The 18,337-nt window shown below is 73.2% G+C and carries 18 protein-coding genes; 11 read left to right on the top strand and 7 right to left on the bottom strand.

Annotation, left to right across the window (positions count from 1 at the left end; all coding sequences use genetic code 11):
* Positions 1–20: 20 nt before the first annotated feature.
* Positions 21–1,322 (bottom strand): tryptophan synthase subunit beta, encoded by a 1,302-nt coding sequence (trpB, locus tag ABIB16_RS08595; RefSeq protein ID WP_196489411.1) that lies wholly within the window; start codon positions 1,320–1,322, stop codon positions 21–23.
* A 246-nt stretch (positions 1,323–1,568) separates the two neighbouring features.
* On the opposite strand from trpB, the gene ABIB16_RS08600 reads away from it, so the two are divergent.
* The 3 genes from ABIB16_RS08600 (at position 1,569) to ABIB16_RS08610 (ending at position 3,849) form a co-directional block, all read left to right on the top strand.
* A complete protein-coding gene (locus tag ABIB16_RS08600; RefSeq protein WP_044659346.1) occupies positions 1,569–2,144 on the top strand; it encodes a hypothetical protein in 576 nt (191 codons plus the stop codon).
* A gap of 92 nt (positions 2,145–2,236) precedes the next feature.
* Positions 2,237–2,800 carry a GNAT family N-acetyltransferase gene (locus tag ABIB16_RS08605; protein ID WP_044659345.1) on the top strand — a complete coding sequence of 188 codons (564 nt, stop codon included), beginning with the start codon at positions 2,237–2,239 and terminating at the stop codon, positions 2,798–2,800.
* A 17-nt stretch (positions 2,801–2,817) separates the two neighbouring features.
* Positions 2,818–3,849 carry a DMT family transporter gene (locus ABIB16_RS08610; protein ID WP_082067598.1) on the top strand — a complete coding sequence of 344 codons (1,032 nt, stop codon included), beginning with the start codon at positions 2,818–2,820 and terminating at the stop codon, positions 3,847–3,849.
* Positions 3,850–3,888: 39 nt separating this feature from the next.
* On the opposite strand, the gene ABIB16_RS08615 is transcribed toward ABIB16_RS08610, so the two are convergent.
* Entirely contained in the window at positions 3,889–5,124 is a 1,236-nt protein-coding gene (locus ABIB16_RS08615) for an MFS transporter (protein ID WP_044659344.1), read from the bottom strand.
* A 24-nt stretch (positions 5,125–5,148) separates the two neighbouring features.
* Here ABIB16_RS08615 and ABIB16_RS08620 point away from each other — a divergent pair, with 24 nt between their 5' ends.
* Complete coding sequence (locus ABIB16_RS08620; protein ID WP_082067597.1) at positions 5,149–5,658, top strand: MarR family winged helix-turn-helix transcriptional regulator; 510 nt, start codon at positions 5,149–5,151, stop codon at positions 5,656–5,658.
* A 15-nt stretch (positions 5,659–5,673) separates the two neighbouring features.
* On the opposite strand, the gene ABIB16_RS08625 is transcribed toward ABIB16_RS08620, so the two are convergent.
* The gene (locus tag ABIB16_RS08625) at positions 5,674–6,492 is read right to left on the bottom strand and encodes a spermidine synthase (protein WP_044659349.1); all 819 of its coding nucleotides are present in this window, start codon (positions 6,490–6,492) and stop codon (positions 5,674–5,676) included.
* A gap of 36 nt (positions 6,493–6,528) precedes the next feature.
* Here ABIB16_RS08625 and ABIB16_RS08630 point away from each other — a divergent pair, with 36 nt between their 5' ends.
* Positions 6,529–6,696 (top strand): hypothetical protein, encoded by a 168-nt coding sequence (locus tag ABIB16_RS08630; protein ID WP_160311879.1) that lies wholly within the window; start codon positions 6,529–6,531, stop codon positions 6,694–6,696.
* Between the two features lie 73 nt (positions 6,697–6,769).
* Positions 6,770–7,249 (top strand): SRPBCC family protein, encoded by a 480-nt coding sequence (locus ABIB16_RS08635; RefSeq protein WP_044659343.1) that lies wholly within the window; start codon positions 6,770–6,772, stop codon positions 7,247–7,249.
* Between the two features lie 43 nt (positions 7,250–7,292).
* Here ABIB16_RS08635 and ABIB16_RS08640 read toward each other — a convergent pair whose 3' ends face one another.
* Both ABIB16_RS08640 and ABIB16_RS08645 read right to left on the bottom strand, forming a co-directional pair.
* A complete protein-coding gene (locus ABIB16_RS08640) occupies positions 7,293–8,372 on the bottom strand; it encodes an ABC transporter ATP-binding protein (RefSeq protein ID WP_041104133.1) in 1,080 nt (359 codons plus the stop codon).
* 82 nt (positions 8,373–8,454) lie between these two features.
* Positions 8,455–9,474, bottom strand: coding sequence for a LacI family DNA-binding transcriptional regulator (locus ABIB16_RS08645; protein ID WP_044659342.1), 1,020 nt, complete (start codon positions 9,472–9,474; stop codon positions 8,455–8,457).
* 340 nt (positions 9,475–9,814) lie between these two features.
* Between ABIB16_RS08645 and ABIB16_RS08650 the strand changes: the two genes are divergently transcribed.
* The 3 genes from ABIB16_RS08650 to ABIB16_RS08660 all read left to right on the top strand — a co-directional run bounded on the left by ABIB16_RS08650 (position 9,815) and on the right by ABIB16_RS08660 (position 13,876).
* The gene (locus ABIB16_RS08650; protein WP_044659341.1) at positions 9,815–11,137 is read left to right on the top strand and encodes a sugar ABC transporter substrate-binding protein; all 1,323 of its coding nucleotides are present in this window, start codon (positions 9,815–9,817) and stop codon (positions 11,135–11,137) included.
* Positions 11,138–11,255: 118 nt separating this feature from the next.
* Entirely contained in the window at positions 11,256–12,893 is a 1,638-nt protein-coding gene (locus ABIB16_RS08655) for an ABC transporter permease subunit (RefSeq protein WP_020624872.1), read from the top strand.
* A 62-nt stretch (positions 12,894–12,955) separates the two neighbouring features.
* Complete coding sequence (locus ABIB16_RS08660) at positions 12,956–13,876, top strand: sugar ABC transporter permease (RefSeq protein WP_041104154.1); 921 nt, start codon at positions 12,956–12,958, stop codon at positions 13,874–13,876.
* A 40-nt stretch (positions 13,877–13,916) separates the two neighbouring features.
* Here ABIB16_RS08660 and ABIB16_RS08665 read toward each other — a convergent pair whose 3' ends face one another.
* Complete coding sequence (locus ABIB16_RS08665; protein WP_044659333.1) at positions 13,917–15,194, bottom strand: fatty acid desaturase family protein; 1,278 nt, start codon at positions 15,192–15,194, stop codon at positions 13,917–13,919.
* Between the two features lie 67 nt (positions 15,195–15,261).
* On the bottom strand, positions 15,262–16,314 hold the full coding sequence (locus ABIB16_RS08670; RefSeq protein WP_044659332.1) for a ferredoxin reductase: 1,053 nt from the start codon (positions 16,312–16,314) through the stop codon (positions 15,262–15,264).
* Positions 16,315–16,404: 90 nt separating this feature from the next.
* Here ABIB16_RS08670 and ABIB16_RS08675 point away from each other — a divergent pair, with 90 nt between their 5' ends.
* Positions 16,405–17,634 carry a PucR family transcriptional regulator gene (locus ABIB16_RS08675; protein WP_354436212.1) on the top strand — a complete coding sequence of 410 codons (1,230 nt, stop codon included), beginning with the start codon at positions 16,405–16,407 and terminating at the stop codon, positions 17,632–17,634.
* Between the two features lie 99 nt (positions 17,635–17,733).
* Positions 17,734–18,078, top strand: a complete 345-nt coding sequence (locus ABIB16_RS08680; protein ID WP_041104120.1) for a DUF8129 domain-containing protein — start codon at positions 17,734–17,736, stop codon at positions 18,076–18,078.
* Positions 18,079–18,337: the final 259 nt, after the last annotated feature.

Raw genomic sequence — 18,337 nt, forward strand, 5'->3', positions numbered from 1 at the left:
CGCCGGGCCGCCGCCTCAGCTCACCGCACGACCTCGTCCGCCTCGCCCGTGAGCCCGAGCTTCTCGGCCACGTAGTCCACGTCCTTGTCTCCGCGGCCGGAGAGGTTGACCAGGATCCGCGCGTCCCGGCCCATCTGCGGGGCGAGGCGGATCGCGTGCGCCACGGCGTGCGCGGACTCGAGCGCGGGGATGACGCCCTCGAGCCGCGTGAGCCGCTGGAACGCGTCGAGCACGGCCGCGTCGTCCTCGGCCACGTACCGGACGCGGCCGACGCTCGCGAAGTGGGCGTGCTGTGGACCGACGCCCGGGTAGTCCAGGCCCGAGGCGATCGAGTGCACGGGATCCGGGGTGCCGTCGTCGTCGGCGAGGACGAGGGTGGCCATGCCGTGGAGGACGCCGTCGCGGCCCTGGGTCATGGTCATCGCGTGCTCGCCCTTGGTCGCGGAGCGGCCGCCGGGCTCGACGCCCACGAGCGCGACGTCGGCGTCGTCGAGGAACGCGGTGAACGCGCCCATCGCGTTGGAGCCGCCGCCCACCGCGGCGACGACGGCGCTGGGCAGCGCCCCGAACCGCTCCTGGAACTGGGCGCGGGCCTCGCGGCCGACCACGGACTGGAAGTCGCGGATCATCGTGGGGAACGGGTGCGGGCCCACCACGGAGCCGATCGCGAACAGGTACTTCTCCGGGTTCGCCGCGTACACCTCGAACGCCGAGTCCACGGCCTCCTTCAGGGAGCGGCCCTCGCGCTCCACCGAGACGACCTTCGTGCCGAGCAGGCGCATGCGCACCACGTTGGGGTGCTGCTTGGCCACGTCGATCGCGCCCATGTGGATCTCGCAGTCGAGGCCGACCATCGCGGCCGCCGTCGCCAGGGCCACGCCGTGCTGGCCGGCGCCGGTCTCCGCGATCAGGCTGCGCTTGCCCATGCGCTTGGCGAGCAGCGCCTCGCCGATCGTGTGGTTGATCTTGTGGGCGCCCGTGTGGTTCAGGTCCTCGCGCTTGAGCACGATCCGTGCGCCGCCGAGCTCGTCGGAGAGGCGGTCCAGCGGGGTCAGGGGGGAGGGGCGCCCGACGGCGTCGCGCAGCAGGCGTCGGTATTCGGCGTAGAACTCGGGGTCCTGGCGCGCCTCGGCGTACGCGCGGGCGACCTCGGCCATGGGGCCGGCCAGCTGCGGGGGCAGGTGGGCGCCGCCGTACTGGCCGAACATGCCGTCCGCGGAGACGTCCAGGTCCGGGGTGGTGACGAGGTCGCAGGCCTCGGCGAGGGTGCGGGGCTCGGGGGCGCCTCTCAGGGCGTTGTCCTCGGGGTTGCGGTGGGTCATCGGGGGTCCTCCTGGGATGGGGCCCGCCGGAGCCGCTCATGACCGAGCCGCCCGGCAGGCGAGCGGCTCGTCGTGTCAGATGCGCATGACCGGGGCCGCCCTCAGGCGGTCCACCACTGCTGCGCGCGCATCTGCATGGGGCCAGCGTACTGCACATCGGGCGGCGTGGGTCTCACCATGTGATTGCAAATCTCAGAATATGGACATCGCTCCCCGTCTCAGTGAATCGCGATTCACCCTGGATCCATGACCATCACCGCCGTCGACACCCCGTCCCCGACCGCCGAGGCCGCCGCTGTGCTCGCCGCCACTCCGGGCATGCGGTACGCCGAGTTCCTCACCGCCGCCCCCGCAGTGCCCGGCATCGTGGCCGTGGTGGCCGAGGAGTCAGCCCGTGCCGCCCTGGGCCTCACCCCCGCCGCCGGTGATGTCCTCGCCGTCGACGTGGCCGACGAGAGCCTGCAGCGCCGCGAGGTGCGCGCCGCCTTCCAGTCCGGTCGTACCGGCGTCTCACCGCTGCGCCAGGCGTTCGCCGCCCTGCTGGCGGGCGAGCTCGGCCTGGATGTGGAGCGCACCAGCCCGGGTGCGGCGGGGGTGGGCTTCGCCCTCACCCCGGAGTCCGAGGAGACGCTCACGGCGTGGATGCGGGAGCACCTGACGCTGCGCGCCTGGGTCGCCCAGGACGCCTCCGCCCTCGAGGGGGTCGCCCGAGAGGTGGCCGCCGATCTCGCCCCGGCCCTGCAGCCGGGCGCTCTGGAGGCCCCTGTGGCGCAGCGGGTCGCGGCCATGAGGGCCTCCGCCCGCCGTTCCGCCACGCTCTGAGCCGGCCGGGCGCCGGAGGCGACGCCCTCGTCCGTGGCGCTCGGTCTCGTCGTGCCGGGAGATCACCCCGAGTCCGCTGACAGGATGGGTGCATGAAGCACGAGATCGTCCTCACCCGCGGGGACCTCACCCTGCGCCCCCTCTCACCCACCGACGGCCCCGCCCTGCGCGAGCTCGTCGACGCGGTCATGTGGGCGGGGAACAGCGCGCCTCTGCCGGTGGACGGTGCGGCCATGTCCGCGCACCTCGCCGAGCTGATCGAGCGGGAGGGCACCTTCGCGTTCGCCGTCGAGCAGGGCGGGGAGCTGGTGGGGCGCACGAGCCTCTATGACCTGGTGCCGGGGCTGCGGGTGGAGGTGGGGCACACGGTCTACGCCCGTCGGGTGTGGGGCACCTCCGTGAACCCCGGCTGCAAGCTGCTGTTGTTCGGGCACGCGTTCGAGGAATGGACGCTGGAGCGGGTGGCCCTGCGCTGCGACCACCGCAACGCCCGTTCGCACGCCGCCATCGCCCGTCTGGGGGCGACGTTCGAGGGCACTCTGCGCCGCTTCCGTCCGGCGGCGGACGGCACGATCGCCGACGTCGACTACTTCAGCGTGGTGCGCGAGGAGTGGCCCGCGGTGCGCGCCGGGCTCGAGGCGCGCCTGGCCGCCTAGGGGTGTAGAACGGGGGGATGCCACCCGCATCCTCTGCCCCGTCCGCAGAGCGCGGACGCTCCCGCCCCCGCCCGGCCGACGTCGCCGCCCGCCCGGACGCCCCCTCCCCGCGGGCGACCGCCCTGCTGTTCGCTCTCGCGGTGGCCGCCGGCTCCGTGATGCCGCTGCAGGGCCGCATCAACTCCCGCCTCGCCCACCTGACGGGCGACCCCGTCCTCGCCGCGCTGTGCTCCTTCGCGGCGGGCCTGGTCGTCATGGTGCTCGTGAGCGTGCTGACGCCGCGGGGCCGCCGGGGCCTGGCCCGCATCCGCCCGGCCCTGGCCGCGGGGTCCGTGCGCCCGTGGTACGCGGTGGCGGGCGTGATCGGCGGGCTCCTGGTGCTCACCCAGTCCGCGACGATCGGCCCCCTCGGCGTGGCCGTGTTCACGGTCGCCGTGGTCACCGGGCAGGTGGTCGGCGGAATGGTCGTGGACCGGTTCGGGCTCAGCCCCGCCGGGGTGCAGCGCCTGACGCCGCGGCGCCTCACGGGGGCGGCGCTCGCCCTGGCCGCGGTCGCCCTCGTGGTGTGGCCCTCGCTCGGCGAGGCCGGCGGCGGGCCCGGCTGGGCGCTGCTGGCCCTGCTGCCCCTGCTGACCGGTCTGGCCACCGCCGGGCAGCAGGTGTTCAACGCCCGTCAGACCACGGCCTACGGCACCGCCATCCCGGCGACCCTGGTCAACTTCACTGCCGGCGTCCTCTTCCTCGGGGTCGTGTGGGGCGGGATCGCCCTGGCCTCCGGCCACGGCATGCCCGCGCTGCCGCACGACTGGCGGCTCTACCTCGGCGGCCCGCTGGGGTGCGTGTTCATCGGGGTGGGCGCCATGGTCGTCCCGCGCCTGGGCGTCTTCGCCGCCACCCTCGGCCTGGTCTCGGGCAACCTCCTGGGCTCCCTCGTGGTGGACCTGGTGGCCCCCACCGACGGATCCACGGTCACCACGACGACGGTGCTGGGCACCCTGGGCGCCCTCGCCGCCGTCATGCTCGCGTCCTGGCCGGCGCGGCGCCGGTAGCGTCGCCCGCGGCGGCAGGCCGCCGTCACCGCGCGGGACTCAGGCGCGGGCCACGGTCCCCCGCCGCCCGTGCCGGCGTCCGTGCATCACGAAGTAGTACCCGGCGGCGATCACCAGCACGCCCGCCAGGGCCGCGTACATGGCGCCGTAGCCGGCGGAGGCCACGAGCCCGCCGAGGAGCACGGGGCCCAGGCCCAGCCCCACGTCCGCGAAGAGCATGAGGGTGGAGATGCCGGCGCCGAGCTGGTGGGAGGGCACCGCGTTCACGGCGATCGCCTGGGCCGCGGGCATGAGCGTGCCGTAGCCGAGGCCGCTCAGCGCCCCGGCCAGCACCACCTGCCAGTCGCGCGTGGCGAAGGCCAGCACCAGGAGCGCGGCCGTGAAGCAGAGGAGCGCGGGGTAGACGACGGCGTCGTCCCCCCGGCGGTCCTGCAGGGTGCCCAGGGTGAGGCGCATGACGAGCATCGCCGCGGCGTAGGCCAGGAAGAAGAGGCCGGCGCCGGCCGTGAGCCCGCGCTCCACCGAGTAGGCGTTCAGGTAGGTGAGGATCCCGGCGTAGCTCAGGCCCACCAGCAGCATGAAGCCGCTGATCGGCAGCACCGCCGGGTGCAGCACGGAGCGCAGGCGGAAGCCCACCGCGGGGGCGGGGTGCTCCAGGGGGACCTCGCCGGCGGCGCGCTCGCCGTCGACGTCCGCCGCGGCGGGCGCCTCGCGCACCAGCAGGCCCAGCACGAGGCTGACCACCGTGATCCCCAGAGTCGCCCGGAACAGCCACGCGTAGCCGATGGAGCCGGCGAGGAAGAGTCCCAGGGCGGGGCCGATCGCGGTGGCCAGGGTGGTGCCCAGCGCGAGGTGGCCGGTGGCCTCCGCGCGTCGCCCGTCGGGGATGGCCGCCTGGGCCAGGGCCATGACGGCGGTGCTGGCGAAGGCGTAGCTGGCGCCGTGGAGCATGCGCACCGCCACCAGGGCCGGCAGCGAGGAGGCGACGAGGTAGAGCGTGCAGGACAGCGCGACGGCGACCAGGGCCACCACCAGGACGCGGCGCTTGCCGAAGCGGTCCACCACGTGGCCGGTGACCACGCGGCTGAGGGTGGCGCCGATGACGAAGGCGCTCGAGGCCAGCCCCGCCCCGGCGTCCGAGGCGGCGAACTGCCGGACCGCGTACACAGCCATGGTGGTGACGAGGGCGTAGAACGCGAGGAACTGGAGGAAGGAGACCACCCAGGCGAGGACGAAGGTGGGGGAGGCGATGCGTTCCTGCTCGGCGATTTGCATGATGCAAAAGGTAGCATCGTTTGCATGATGCAATCATCTGAGGGGGCGTGGCCCGACCCGGTCGAAGGGATCATGTACGAGCACATGCTCCTGCTGCGGGTGGCCACGCAGGGGGTGGCACCCTACGGCCGGTCGAGTGCGCTGGAGCGCAGCGCCACCGTGCTGCTCGCCCGCCTGGACGCAGGCGGGGCCATGAGCGTCGGCGAGCTGGCCGAGGCCTTCGACCTCGACGTCTCCACCGTCCACCGGCAGGTGGCCGCCGCCATGAAGGCCGGCCTCGTCGAGCGGGTGGCGGACCCCGACGGCGGCTCCGCCCGGCTGCACCGCCCCACGGAGGAGGGGCGCGCCCGCCTCGCCGCGGAGCTGAGCTCCCGCGCGGACAACGTGGCGCAGATCGTCGCCTCCTGGCCCGCCGAAGACGTCGTCGAGTTCAGCAGGCTCCTGCGGCGTTTCAACGAGGGGGCGGAGGAGCGCCGGGGCCACCCGTGGCCCCGGCCGCAGACGGGCCCCGGTGCGGAGGACCCCCGGCCCTGAGCGCCGCGCCCGCCCTCAGGCGCGACGGATGCGGGCGGCCAGCGCGGCCGATTCCGCCGGGTCCAGCACGGCCGCCGGATGCGGCCCCGCCGCGGCGAGGCGCTCCGTGCAGCCGGCCTCTCCCAGCGGCGCCCCCGCGGCCAGCACGACGTTGCCCCAGTCCAGGCGCTCCAGCATCCCCTGGTCCGCGAGCGTCCACGGGCCGGGCACCCCGGCCTCGGCGGCCGCCTCCTCGAGGGCGCCCAGCTCGGCGCCCAGGAAGTGCAGGCCGGCGTCGTCGCCGATGTTCACCAGCAGCACCCCACCCGCCGTCAGCAGCTCGAGCAGCTCCCCGTAGAACACGGCGCCGCGCAGGTGCTCGGCGCCCTCCTCGCCGGTGCCGATGTCCAGCACGACGGCGTCGAACCGCTCCCCGTCCAGCGCGAGGTCGACGGCGGCCAGGCGCGCGTCCGCGACCACGGAGACGAGGTCCGTGCCCGCCGGCAGGGGCAGCTCAGCGAGCACGAAGGACACGAGCTCCCGGTCCAGGTCGACCACCGTCTGCTCCGAGCCGGGTCGGGTCGCCTGGAGGTAGCGCGGCAGGGTCAGCGCGCCCGCGCCGAGGTGCAGGACCCGCACCGGCGCGCCCGTCGGGGAGGCTACGTCGAGCACGTGGGCCATGCGGCGCAGGTACTCGTAGCGGATGCGAGCGGGGTCGGCCAGGTCCACGTGGGACTGGACAGCCCCGCCGATCTCCAGGACGAACCCGCCGAACTCGTCGGGGGCGATGCGGGCGTCCACGCCCGACGTGGACAGGTGGACGGTGCGGCCGGAGGGGGAGGGCTGGGCGGGCATGCCCCCCAGCATCCCACCCCTCAGTACGCTGGACGGATGAGTCAGAACGTCCTCACCGTCGACGGCGCCGACTGGTGCCGCGACTGCCTGCGCACCCGGCGCCAGAAGGACATCCCCGTGGTCGTGTTCCCCGACGGCGACCACCAGGTGGAGCCGACCAACGAGGAGACCGCGGCCAAGCTCACCGCGCTGGGCCTGATCTGAGATCGGGGGCCGCTCCCCGAGCGAGCCCCGCCGACCCTCTCGGCGGGTGCGCATCGGGGTCTACGCTCTCCCCATGGAGCACATCGACGAGACCGCCCTGCCCGCCCCCGAGGACCGCGTCGTGTCCGCGACCCACCACGTCGACGCCCCGGCCGGCGTCGTCTTCGAGCTGATCGCGGACCCCTCCCGCCAGCCCGAGTGGGACGGCAACGACAACCTGGCCGAGGCCGCCCCCGGGCAGCGGGTGACCGCCGTCGGGGACGTGTTCGTGATGACCCTGCAGAAGGGCGTGGACCGCGCGAACCACGTGGTCGAGTTCGAGGAGGGCCGCCGCATCGCCTGGAAGCCCTCCGAGGTCGGCGGGGAGCCGTTCGGCCAGCTGTGGCGGTGGGAGGTCGAGGGCGACGACGAGGGCGGCTGCCGCGTCACCCACACCTACGACTGGACCGCCCTGACCGACCCGAAGCGCATCCAGAAGGCGCTGCGGACCGGAGAAGAGCAGCTCCGCGCGTCGATCGACCGGCTCGCGGACCTCGCCGAGCGTCAGGACTGAGGGCAGGCGACGCCCGCCGCCGTCACGCCGCCCCGCGCCGCCGTCAGCGGTTGAGTCGCTCGCCGGTGTCGGCGTGGAACAGGTGCACGCGCTCCGGGTCCGGGACCACGTGCACCACGGACCCCTTCTCCGGCGCCGTGTAGCCCACCGTCCGCAGGGTGATGAGCCGCTCCTCGCCGCCGATCGTCGCGTGACCGTACACGTACGCGTCCGCGCCGAGCTCCTCCACGGTGTCCACCTCCACGGGCAGGCCGGCGGCGTCGTCGCTGATCACCAGGTTCTCGGGGCGCACGCCGAGGTCCACCGTCGTGCCGGCGTCGGCCAGATCCTCCCGCGGCACGGGGATGACCGTCTCGCCCCAGTGCACGCCCTCGTGCGTGGCGGGCATGCGGAAGATGTTCATGGCGGGGGAGCCGATGAACCCGGCGACGAACACGTTCATCGGGCGCTCGTAGAGGTTGCGCGGCGTGTCCACCTGCTGGAGGCGGCCCTCCTTGAGGACCGCCACCCGGTCGCCCATGGTCATGGCCTCGGTCTGGTCATGGGTCACGTACACGGTGGTGGTGCCCAGGCGACGGGTCAGGTTGGCGATCTGGGCGCGGGTCTGCACGCGCAGCTTTGCGTCCAGGTTGGAGAGCGGCTCGTCCATGAGGAACACCTGCGGGTCGCGCACGATCGCCCGGCCCATGGCCACGCGCTGACGCTGGCCCCCGGAGAGGGCCTTCGGCTTGCGGTCCAGGTACTCGGTCAGGTCCAGCAGCTTTGCGGCGTCCTCGACGCGGCGGCGCCGCTCGTCCGCGGGGACGCCGGCGATCTTCAGGGCGAAGCCCATGTTGTCCGCCACGGTCATGTGCGGGTACAGGGCGTAGTTCTGGAACACCATCGCGATGTCCCGGTCCTTGGGGTCCACGTCGGTGACGTCCCGGTCGCCGATCAGGATGCTGCCGTGGGAGAGCTCCTCGAGGCCGGCGAGCATGCGCAGGGAGGTGGACTTGCCGCAGCCGGAGGGGCCCACGAGCACGAGGAACTCGCCGTCGGCGATCTCCAGGTCGAGGGAGTCGACGGCGGGGCGGGGGGAGCCGGGGTACTGGCGGCTGGCGGAGCGGAAGGTCACGGAGGCCATGGTGGGGTTCCTTTCACGGGCAGGTACGTGCCCGACGATCCAAGGTGAAGGAGAGGGGTGGGTGAGGGTCGGGGCTGACGGTCTACGGCGGCGCGGTGCTCGCTCTCGGCCGCAGGGCCAGGTGGTGCATGATCCGGTGGGGGTGGGCGGCGCCGTCGAGGGCGCCGAGCGCCAGGCGGACGGCGCGGCGGCCCTGCTCGAGCGGGTTCTGGTCCACGGTGCTGATGCCCAGGCGGGCGGCCTCGGGGTGGCCGTCCAGGCCCATCACGGACACGTCCTCGGGCACGCGCAGCCCCAGGGAGTGGGCTGCCATCCAGGTGCCCATGGCCATCTCGTCCGAGATGCACATGACCGCCGTCGGCCGGCGCCGCGGGTCGGCGAGAAGGGCGCGCGCCTGGTGGTAGGTGCCGCCGATGGTGAAGTCCGCGGGCACCATCCAGTCGGCCGGCGTGCGCACCCCGATGGCGGCGAGGGCGTGCAGGAACCCGCGGGTGCGCTCGGTGCTGACCTGGAACTCGATGTCCTCGTCCACGCGGCCCACGTAGGCGATGTCCCGGTGTCCGAGCTCCAGCAGGTGCTCGGTGGCCATCCGTGCGGCGCGGGCGTCGTCCACCTGGACGGCGGTGAACCAGTCCGGCAGGGTCTCACCCGCCGGCAGGCGGCCGCCGACGGCGATCACGGGCAGGCCGAGGCGTTCGAGTCCGGCGAACTCGAACACGCTCAGCCGGAACGAGAGGGTGATCAGGGCGTCCAGCCGCCGTCGGGGCAGCAGGTCGGAGATGACCGTGGATCGACGCTCCGGGTCCTGGCCGACGTCGTAGAGCGTCAGGTCGTACCCGTGCCGCACGAGCTCGTCCGCGGCGCCCTCGAGCACGGCGGCGAAGAACCACCGGTGGACGGAGGGGGTCACCAGCCCGATGTTGCGGGTGCGGCCCGAGGCGAGCGAAGAAGCGGCGGAGTCCGCCACGTAGCCGAGCGTGGCGACGGCCTCCTGGACTCGGGTGCGCGTGGCGGCCGCCACGGGGCCGGAGCCGGTGAGGGCGCGGGAGGCGGTGGCGGTGGAGACCCCGGCCATGCGGGCGACGTCCTTGATGCCGACCATCGGCGGTCCTCCTCCCGGTTCATGGGGTTCTGCGGCGGGGCGGGTGCACGACGGCGGCGGGCCGGGGGTCGATGCGTGGCACCAGAGTACGGCACGGCAGGCGCGGTGGTGGAAGCGCTTCCATTCCGGTTTCAGCCGGTCTTGACCTCCGCCCCCACTCCCGCATGCCCGTGTTCATGCGGGAGCGCACCTCTGTGTGGCATATCACAGTGGAAGCGTTTACACTCCTGGGGACTGACTCCTTCAGCCGCCGGGGGCAGGCGCCGTCTCACCGCGGGGCCCACGTCGGCGACGCAACGGCCGGCGCATGCCGCGGGCCACCCCTCGTGAAAGGCACATCATGCAGTCGACGACGACCGGCGGCCTCTTCCGCCGCCCGCTCAGCCTGACCCTCACCGCGGCGTTCTCCGCCCTCGCGCTCACCGCGTGCGGCGGCGGCTCCTCCGCCCCGGCGTCCTCCTCCCCGGCCGGCGCCACCGAGCAGGGCACGGCCACCGCGTCCCCGAGCCAGGACCTCTCCGAGGCCGGCGCCAGCACCATCACCATGTGGGTGGACCAGAACCGCCAGGAGCCGCTGCAGGCCGTGGCGGAGGACTTCAAGGAGGACACCGGGATCACGGTGGAGCTCGTGGTCAAGGACAACTCCACGATGAAGGACGACTTCATCACCCAGAACCCCACGGGCGAGGGCCCGGACGTGATCGTCGGCGCCCACGACTGGATCGGCTCGCTCGTGCAGAACGGCACCATCGAGCCCCTTGAGCTGGGCGAGAGAGCCGGCGACTTCGTGGAGTCCTCCGTGCAGGCCGTCACCTATGAGGGTCAGACCTGGGGCGTGCCGTACTCCGTGGAGAACATCGCCATCCTGCGCAACACCGAGCTGGCCGAGTCCACCCCGGCCTCCTTCGACGAGATGATCGCGGAGGGCCGGAAGGCCGTCGACGCCGGCGAGGCCGAGTACCCGTTCGTGGTGGGCCTGGACGCCGTCAACGGCGACCCGTACCACTTGTACCCGTTCCAGACCTCCATGGGCGCCCCCGTGTTCAAGCAGGCCGAGGACGGCTCGTACGACACCGGCTCGCTGGCCATGGGCGGGCCCGAGGGTGAGGCCTTCGCCGAGAAGCTGGCCGAGTACGGCGAGTCCGGGGTGCTGAACCCGAACATGACCGCGGACATCGCCAAGGAGCAGTTCAACTCCGGCAACGCGGCCTACTTCATCACCGGCCCGTGGAACATCGAGGAGGCCGAGGCGGCCGGCGTCGACTTCGAGGTCGAGGCCATCCCGTCCATGGGCGACCAGCCGGCGCAGCCGTTCGTGGGCGTCAACGCCTTCTTCGTCTCCTCAGAGTCCGAGAACCAGCTGGCCGCGAATGAGTTCGTGGTCAACTACCTCTCCACCGAGGCGGCCCAGGACGCGCTCTTCGCCGAGGGCAAGCGTCCCCCGGCGCTGACCGCCTCCTTCGACAAGGCGGCCTCGGACGAGACCGTGAAGGCGTTCGGCGAGATCGGCGAGAACGGCGTCCCCATGCCGGCGGCCCCCGAGATGGGCGCGGTGTTCGAGTTCTGGGGCGGCGCCGAGATGAGCATCATCAAGGGCGAGGGCGACCCGGTCCAGACCTGGCAGAAGATGATCTCCGACATCGAGGGCCGCATCGGCCAGTGATCCGGCGCGGTCCACCTCCGGCGTCCCCGCGGGGACGCCGGAGGCGGACCGTGGCCCTGCGCCCTCGGGGCGCGCATCCCCCCCTTCCACGGCAGGCCCTCGGGCCGGATGAGGAACCATGAGCCCGTCTTCCACCGCGTCGGACCGGTCCGACGCCGCCACCGCCGCCCTCGACGACGCCGCGCGCCGCACCGGCCCGGGCCGCCGTCGTCGTGCGGACGCCCGGGGTACCGAGGGCCTCGGCGGCACGCTGGCCAAGATCGTCCTGCTGGGCCTCGTGGACGCCTTCGCGGCGTTCCTGCTGTTCCAGCTCGCGGCCGCGGGGGACTGGGTGGTGTTCGCGCTGACCCTGGCGGTCACGATCGGCATCAACTGGATCTACCTGCGCCGCGGCGGCCTGCCGGCCAAGTACCTCGCCCCCGGCCTGTTCTTCCTGATGCTGTTCCAGGTGTTCGTGGTGGTCTACTCCTCCTACGTCGCCTTCACGAACTACGGCGCCGGGCACAACTCGGACAAGGCCGCGGCGATCGAGATCATCCAGCGCTCCTCCTCCATCCGCGTGCCGGACTCCCCGGTGTACGACATCACGGTGCTGGAGGAGGGCGGCGACCTCTACCTGCTGACCCTGCGGGACGGGGAGCCCGTCCTCGGCGGCGCGGACCAGGCGCTGGAGCCGGTCGAGGCCCAGATGCAGGACGGGGAGCCGGTGGGGGTGGAGGGGTACACCACCCTGCGGTTCGGCGACCTGCTGCAGCGTCAGGACCAGGTCGCCCGCCTGAAGGTCCCGCTGAGCGACGACGCCGCGGACGGCACCCTGGAGACGCGCGACGGCTCCCGCGGGTACGTGTACGCGCCGCGTCTGGAGTACGACGAGGCCCGGGACACCTTCACGGACCTCGAGAGCGGCGTGGAGTACCGGGACAACGGCGAGGGCCAGTTCCAGGCGGACGACGGCAGCACGCTGCAGACCGGCTGGCGGGTGTTCGTCGGCCTGGACAACTTCACGCGCGCGTTCACCGACCCCGAGCTGCGCGACCCGCTCCTGCGGGTCACCGTGTGGACCTTCGCCTTCGCGTTCCTGAGCGTGGCCACGACGTTCGCCGTCGGGCTGCTGCTGGCGATCGCCTTCAACCGTTCGGACATGCGCGGCAAGAAGGTCTACCGGGTGATGATGATCCTGCCGTACGCGTTCCCGGCGTTCCTGTCCGGCCTCGTGTGGGCCGGCCTGCTCAACCCGGAGTTCGGCTTCGTCAACACCGTGTTCTTCGGCGGCGCGGACATCCCGTGGCTCACCGACCCGTGGCTGGCCCGGCTGTCGGTGCTCGTGGTGAACCTGTGGCTGGGCTTCCCCTACATGTTCCTGGTGACCACGGGCGCCCTGCAGTCCCTGCCCGAGGACGTGGACGAGGCCGCCCGCATGGACGGCGCCGGCCCGTGGCGCATCTTCCGCTCCATCAAGCTGCCCCTGCTGCTGGTCTCGGTGGCGCCGCTGCTGATCTCCTCGTTCGCGTTCAACTTCAACAACTTCAACATCATCTACATGCTGACCGGCGGCGGACCGCGGTTCCCCGACGCGGGCTCGAACATCGGCGCCACAGACCTGCTGATCACGGTCGTCTACAAGACGGCGTTCAGCGGGGTGGGGCGCGACTACGGCCTGGCCTCCGCCCTGTCCATCGTGATCTTCCTGATCGTGGCGACCATCTCGGCGATCAGCTTCCGGCAGACCAAGGCGCTCGAGGAGATCGACAAGTGAGCATCCCCCAGGATTCCGGACGGCCCCGGCCGGACGCCCCGACCTCGCCCCTCGCCGCCGCCCTGGCGCAGCAGGAGACGGACCCGCTGCGCTGGGAGGAGGACCCGGCCCCGCCACGACGCCGCCGCTCGTTCGGCCGCTGGATGCGGGAGCTGGGCTGGCGTCACGCGGTGGGCGTGCTGGCCAGCGCGTTCGCACTGTTCCCGCTGCTGTACGTGCTGTCCGCGTCGCTCGACCCGACCGGCACGATGGCGAGCTCGAACCGGCTGTTCTCCTCGTTCAGCGGGCAGAACTACGTGGACCTGTTCAGCGACCCGAACCGGCCCTTCGGCCGCTGGTTCCTCAACACGATGGTGATCGGCGTCATCACGTCCGTGATGACGGTGTTCCTCGGCGCCCTGGCCGCCTACGCGTTCTCCCGGATGCGGTTCACGGGCCGCCGCGTGGGGCTGCTGACGCTGCTGCTGGTGCAGATGTTCCCGCAGCTGCTCGCGGTGGTGGCGATCTTCCTGCTGCTGACCTACATCGGCAACCTGGTGCCCGTCCTGGGCATCGGCTCGCAGCTCGGCCTCATCCTCGTGTACCTGGGCGGCGCGCTCGGGGTGAACACGTACCTGATGTACGGGTTCTTCAACACCATCCCGCCGTCGCTGGACGAGGCTGCCAAGCTCGACGGCGCCTCGCACGCGCGGATCTTCTTCTCGATCATCCTGCGCCTGGTGACCCCCATCCTCGCGGTGGTGGCCCTGCTGTCCTTCATCACCACGGTCTCGGAGTTCGTGATCGCCTCCGTGGTGCTCACGGACCCGTCCGCGCAGACGCTCGCGGTGGGCCTCTACGGCTACGTCTCGGAGACCCGCTCCGAGAACTGGGGTGTGTTCGCGGCCGGCGCCGTGCTGGCAGCCCTGCCCGTGATGGCGCTGTTCCTGTTCCTGCAGCGGTACATCGTCTCCGGCCTCACGGCCGGCGGCGTGAAGGGCTGAGCCGAGGGCGGCGGTGGGAGGGGCGCCCGCCCCTCCCGCCTCACGGCAGCGCCAGCCGGAACACCTTCTTCCACGCGGAGCCCACCTGCCGCAGCAGCGGGCCGGTCGTGTAGGGCAGGCCGTAGCGGGCGCAGATCTCCCGGACCCTGGGCGCCACCTCGGCGTACCGGCTGGACGGCAGGTCCGGGAACAGGTGGTGCTCCACCTGGTGGGAGAGGTTGCCGGTCATGAAGTGCATCAGCTTCGAACCGGAGATGTTCGCGGAGCCGATCATCTGCCGCACGTACCAGTCGCCGCGGGTCTCGCCGTCCACCATCTCCTCGGAGAACGTCTCCGCACCCTCCGGGAAGTGCCCGCAGAAGATGACCGCGTGCGCCCAGATGTTGCGCAGGCCGTTGGCGAGCAGCGTGCCCACGAGCGCGGCCTTGCCCGAGCCGGTCAGCACCTCGGCGACGGCCGGCGTGGCCACGTAGTCCTTCGCGAACTGCCGTGCGGCCTTGACGCCCACGGAGCGCAGATCCGTCATCAGTTCCTCGCGGGACTTCTCGCCGCTCTGCACGCGGTCCAGCTCGAGGTCGTAGAGCGCGATGCCCCACTCGAAGATCGGCGCCAGCCCCGCATTGATCACGGGGTTGAGCAGGTGGCGGGGCCGCCACGGCTCGGACTCGTCCATGCGCAGGACGTTGTAGCCCACGTCGCGGTCCTTGCCCACCACGTTGGTCCAGCGGTGGTGCAGGTCGTTGTGGGTGTTCTGCCACGCCCGCGACGGCGTCACGAAGTCCCACTCCCACGTGGTGGAGTGGATGTCCGGGTCGCGCATCCAGTCCCACTGGCCGTGGAGCACGTTGTGCCCGATCTCCATGTTCTCCACGATCTTCGCGACCGTGAGCATGGCTGTTCCCGCCACGAACGCGGCGGGGTGGCGTGCGTTGAGCAGGAGGGCGCGGCCGCCGAGCTCGAGCCGGCGCTGCCAGCGGATGACGCGGCGGATGTAGGCCGCGTCGGAGGCGCCGCGGCGGGCGAGCACGTCGTCGCGGATCGCGTCCAGCTCCCGGCCCAGCTCGGCCACCTGCGCGTCCGTCAGGTGGGCGGCGCCGGGCGGGCGCACCGCCGGGCTCCCGACGACGCCCGGCAGCCCCGGCGTCGTGGCGGCGGCACGGGACTCGGCGGTGCGGGGAGCCCAGCTCGTGGTGTCGGGGCGGTCCTGCGGCAGGACCCGGGCGGCGCGGCCGCGCACGGTGGTGCCGGGGATGGCCAGGGCCAGATCGTCCGGGGCGGTGGCGCCGGTGCGGTCGGGGGCGGTGGGGGTCTGGGTCATGTGATGCTCCTGGGGGCGGGAGGCGGGGATGGTCGGGGAGGCCCGGGTCGCGGGCCGGGCGTCAGGTTCACAGGCTGAGGCTCAGCGGGCCGGCGGCGGCGCTCACGCAGGTCTGGACCAGCTCGCCGGGCTCGCCGTGGACCTGCCCGGTCCGCAGGTCCGTGACCCGGCCCGAGCGCAGCGGCGTGAGGCACGCGTGGCAGATGCCCATGCGGCAGCCGGCGGGCGCGGCGACGCCGGCCTCCTCGGCCACCACGAGCAGCGGCACGTCGCCGGGAGCGTCCACCTCCACGTCGGCGTGCTCGAACACCACGCGGCCGCCGGCCCCCGCCACGCCCGGGGCGAAGTCGGCCTGGAACCGCTCGATGGTGAGGTCCGCGGCCGCCTCGCGCCGCCACAGGGCCTCGGCGTCGTCGAGGAACCCGGCCGGCCCGCACGCGTAGCCGGCGCGCTCGCGCCAGTCCGGGCAGAGGCCCTCGAGCTGTGCGGGGGAGGAGAGGTCGAGGCGGCCCGTCTCCGCGGTGTGGTGGTGCACCACGCGCAGGCCCGGGAACTGGTCGGCCAGCTCGGCCAGCTCCTCGCGGAACAGGGCGTCCTCGGGGGTGCGGGAGGAGTGGATGAGCACGACGTCGGCATCCCGGCGCGTCGGCACGAGCGTGCGGATCATGGACATCACCGGGGTCAGGCCCGAGCCGGCGGTGAGCATGAGCAGTGGGCGCGGCTCGTCCGGCAGGGTGAAGTCGCCCTCGGGGATGTCGAGGAAGAGGACGTCGCCGGGCTTCGTGTGGCGCACGAGCGTGCCGGAGACGAGGCCGATGTCGGACACCGTGATCTCGGGGTCGGCGCCCGCGGGAGCGGAGAGCGAGTAGGAGCGCCACTGGCGCACGCCGTCCACGTCCACCCCGATGCGGGCCCACTGGCCGGCGTCGTGGGCCCGCCAGCCCGGGCCCGGGCGGAAGGCGATGGTGGCGGTGCCGGGCGTCTCGCGCGTCACGGAGGTGACCACGCCGCGCAGCTGCCGCGAGGAGTGCACGGGGTCGAGCAGGCTGAGGACGTCCTGCGGGGCGAGCGGGTGCAGGAGCGTCGACGCCAGACGGGAGAACAGAGACGGGCCGACCATGGCTCCAGTCTATGGCTCGGCATGCCGCAGTTCTTCGTCTTCAGCGTACGATCTGGGCCATCACTTCATCGCGAGGAGACAAGATTGAGTGTGACGCAGACCATCCCCGCCCCCGACTGGCGCCCGCCCTGGCAGTCCCTCCCCGACGACCTCGCGGAGCGCCTGGCCCCGGCGATCCCCGGGATCATGGAGCGCATCATCGAGACGGTCCCGGACCAGATCCCCGCCTACGCGGCGGCGCGCGACGGCCACTACGGCAAGAACCTCACCGCCGGCGTGACCACCGCCCTCGAGCAGCTGATGAGCCTGCCCGGCACCACCCGCCCGGCCCTGAACAGCGAGTCCCGCGTCCTCATGGCCCGCCTGGGGGCCGGCGAGTTCCGCGAGGGGCGCTCCATGGACGCCCTGCTCGGCGCGTACCGCACCTCCGCGCGGATCGTGTTCCGCGAGCTCTCCGCCGAGTGCGCGCGCCTGGGCCTGGAGATGTCCGTGGTGATCGAGCTGGGCGAGTCCATCTGGGCGTACATCGACGAGCTCTCCTCCGTCAGCGCCCAGGCGTACGCGGAGGCGCAGTCCGCCCAGGCGGGCGTGCTCGAGCTGCACCGCGCCGCCCTCGCCACCGCCCTGGTCCGGGGCGGGACCGAGGAGAAGGAGGTGCAACGGCTGGCCGCGCTCGCGGACTGGCGGCTGCCGCGCCGGCTGGCGGTGGTGGTGCTGCCCGCGGACGCCGGCGTCGCCGTCCGGGAGAGGCTGGGCCGGGCCGGGCTCGTGGTGGAGCGGGACTCGGAGGTGGTCGCCGTGATCGACGCGACGCCCTCCCAGGGCCGCCGCGAGCGCATGCTGCGCCTGCTGGCGGGGACGGCCGCCGTCGTCGGGCCGGCCGTGGACTGGCCGCTCGTGCCCCACTCCTACCGGGTGGCCCGCACGCTGGCCGTCCAGGAGGCGGCGGGCCGGACGGCGGAGCCCGCGCAGGGGGAGGACGACGACGGCGCCCCGTCCCCGATCCTCGCCGCGGACCACCTGGCGCGCGTGGTGCTGGGGGCCGAGCCGCGCGTCGTGACGCAGCTGGCCGAACGCGTGCTGGCGCCCCTGGACGAGGTGAGCGAGGCGAAGCGGGCGGTGCTGGAGGAGACCCTGCTCGCCTGGCTCACGCACTGGGGCCAGCGGGCGCCGATCGCCGCGGAGCTCGGCGTGCACCCCCAGACCGTGGGGTACCGGGTGGGCCGGCTGCGCGAGCTGTTCGGGGAGGCCCTCGAGGACCCCGACGCGCGGTTCGACCTGGAGATCGTGCTGCGGGCGCGGCGGGACGGGGTCGGGTGAGCGGGGCGGCAGGGGGTGCCGTCTGACGGGGGCCTTCACTAGCGTGGGTGGACCACGCATCCCGACGAGGGACCCCGACGAGAGAAGAGGGACAGTGCCATGACGAACGCCCCGAACCGCGACGAGCTCCCCCTGCCGGACTACGACCACATCCCCAACGGCACGCTGTCGACCCGGATCACCGGCCTCGACGAGTCGCAGGTGGAGCAGCTGCTCGCCTACGAGCGCGCCCACGGCGACCGCCTGCCCGTGGTGCAGGTCCTCGAGACGCGGCTCGAGGCGCTGCGCTCCGGCGCCCAGCCCTCCGGCGATCAGGTGCCGGACACCCCGGAGGTCGGCGGCTCCCGCACCGGCTCGCCCGTGACCCCGGAGACGAGCGGCCCGCCCGTGGAGCCCCTGAGCCGCGGCATCCCGGCCGACCCGCAGCACCCCGGCAACCGCTGAGCCGGCCGGGCGTCGCCTGACAGGGCGGCCCCCCGCGGAACGCGGCCACGACGCCCCGTCTCCTTCCTGTGAGAGGCGACGCGTCGTGGCCGCCTCGCGTTCCGGGCGATCCCGCGGTCCGGCCACGGAGCGCCTGCGAGGGTCCCCGTAGCGTGTTTGTGAGCTGGGTTATATTTCGACACAGCTGCGGCGGGCCTTCGGGCGCTGACGTGCGAGGCTGCCGGATTCCCGGCTGTCCGGCTCCTACTCACGGATGGGT

The sequence above is a fragment of the Micrococcus sp. UYEF5 genome, assembly GCF_040546065.1.
Taxonomy (GTDB): domain Bacteria; phylum Actinomycetota; class Actinomycetes; order Actinomycetales; family Micrococcaceae; genus Micrococcus; species Micrococcus luteus.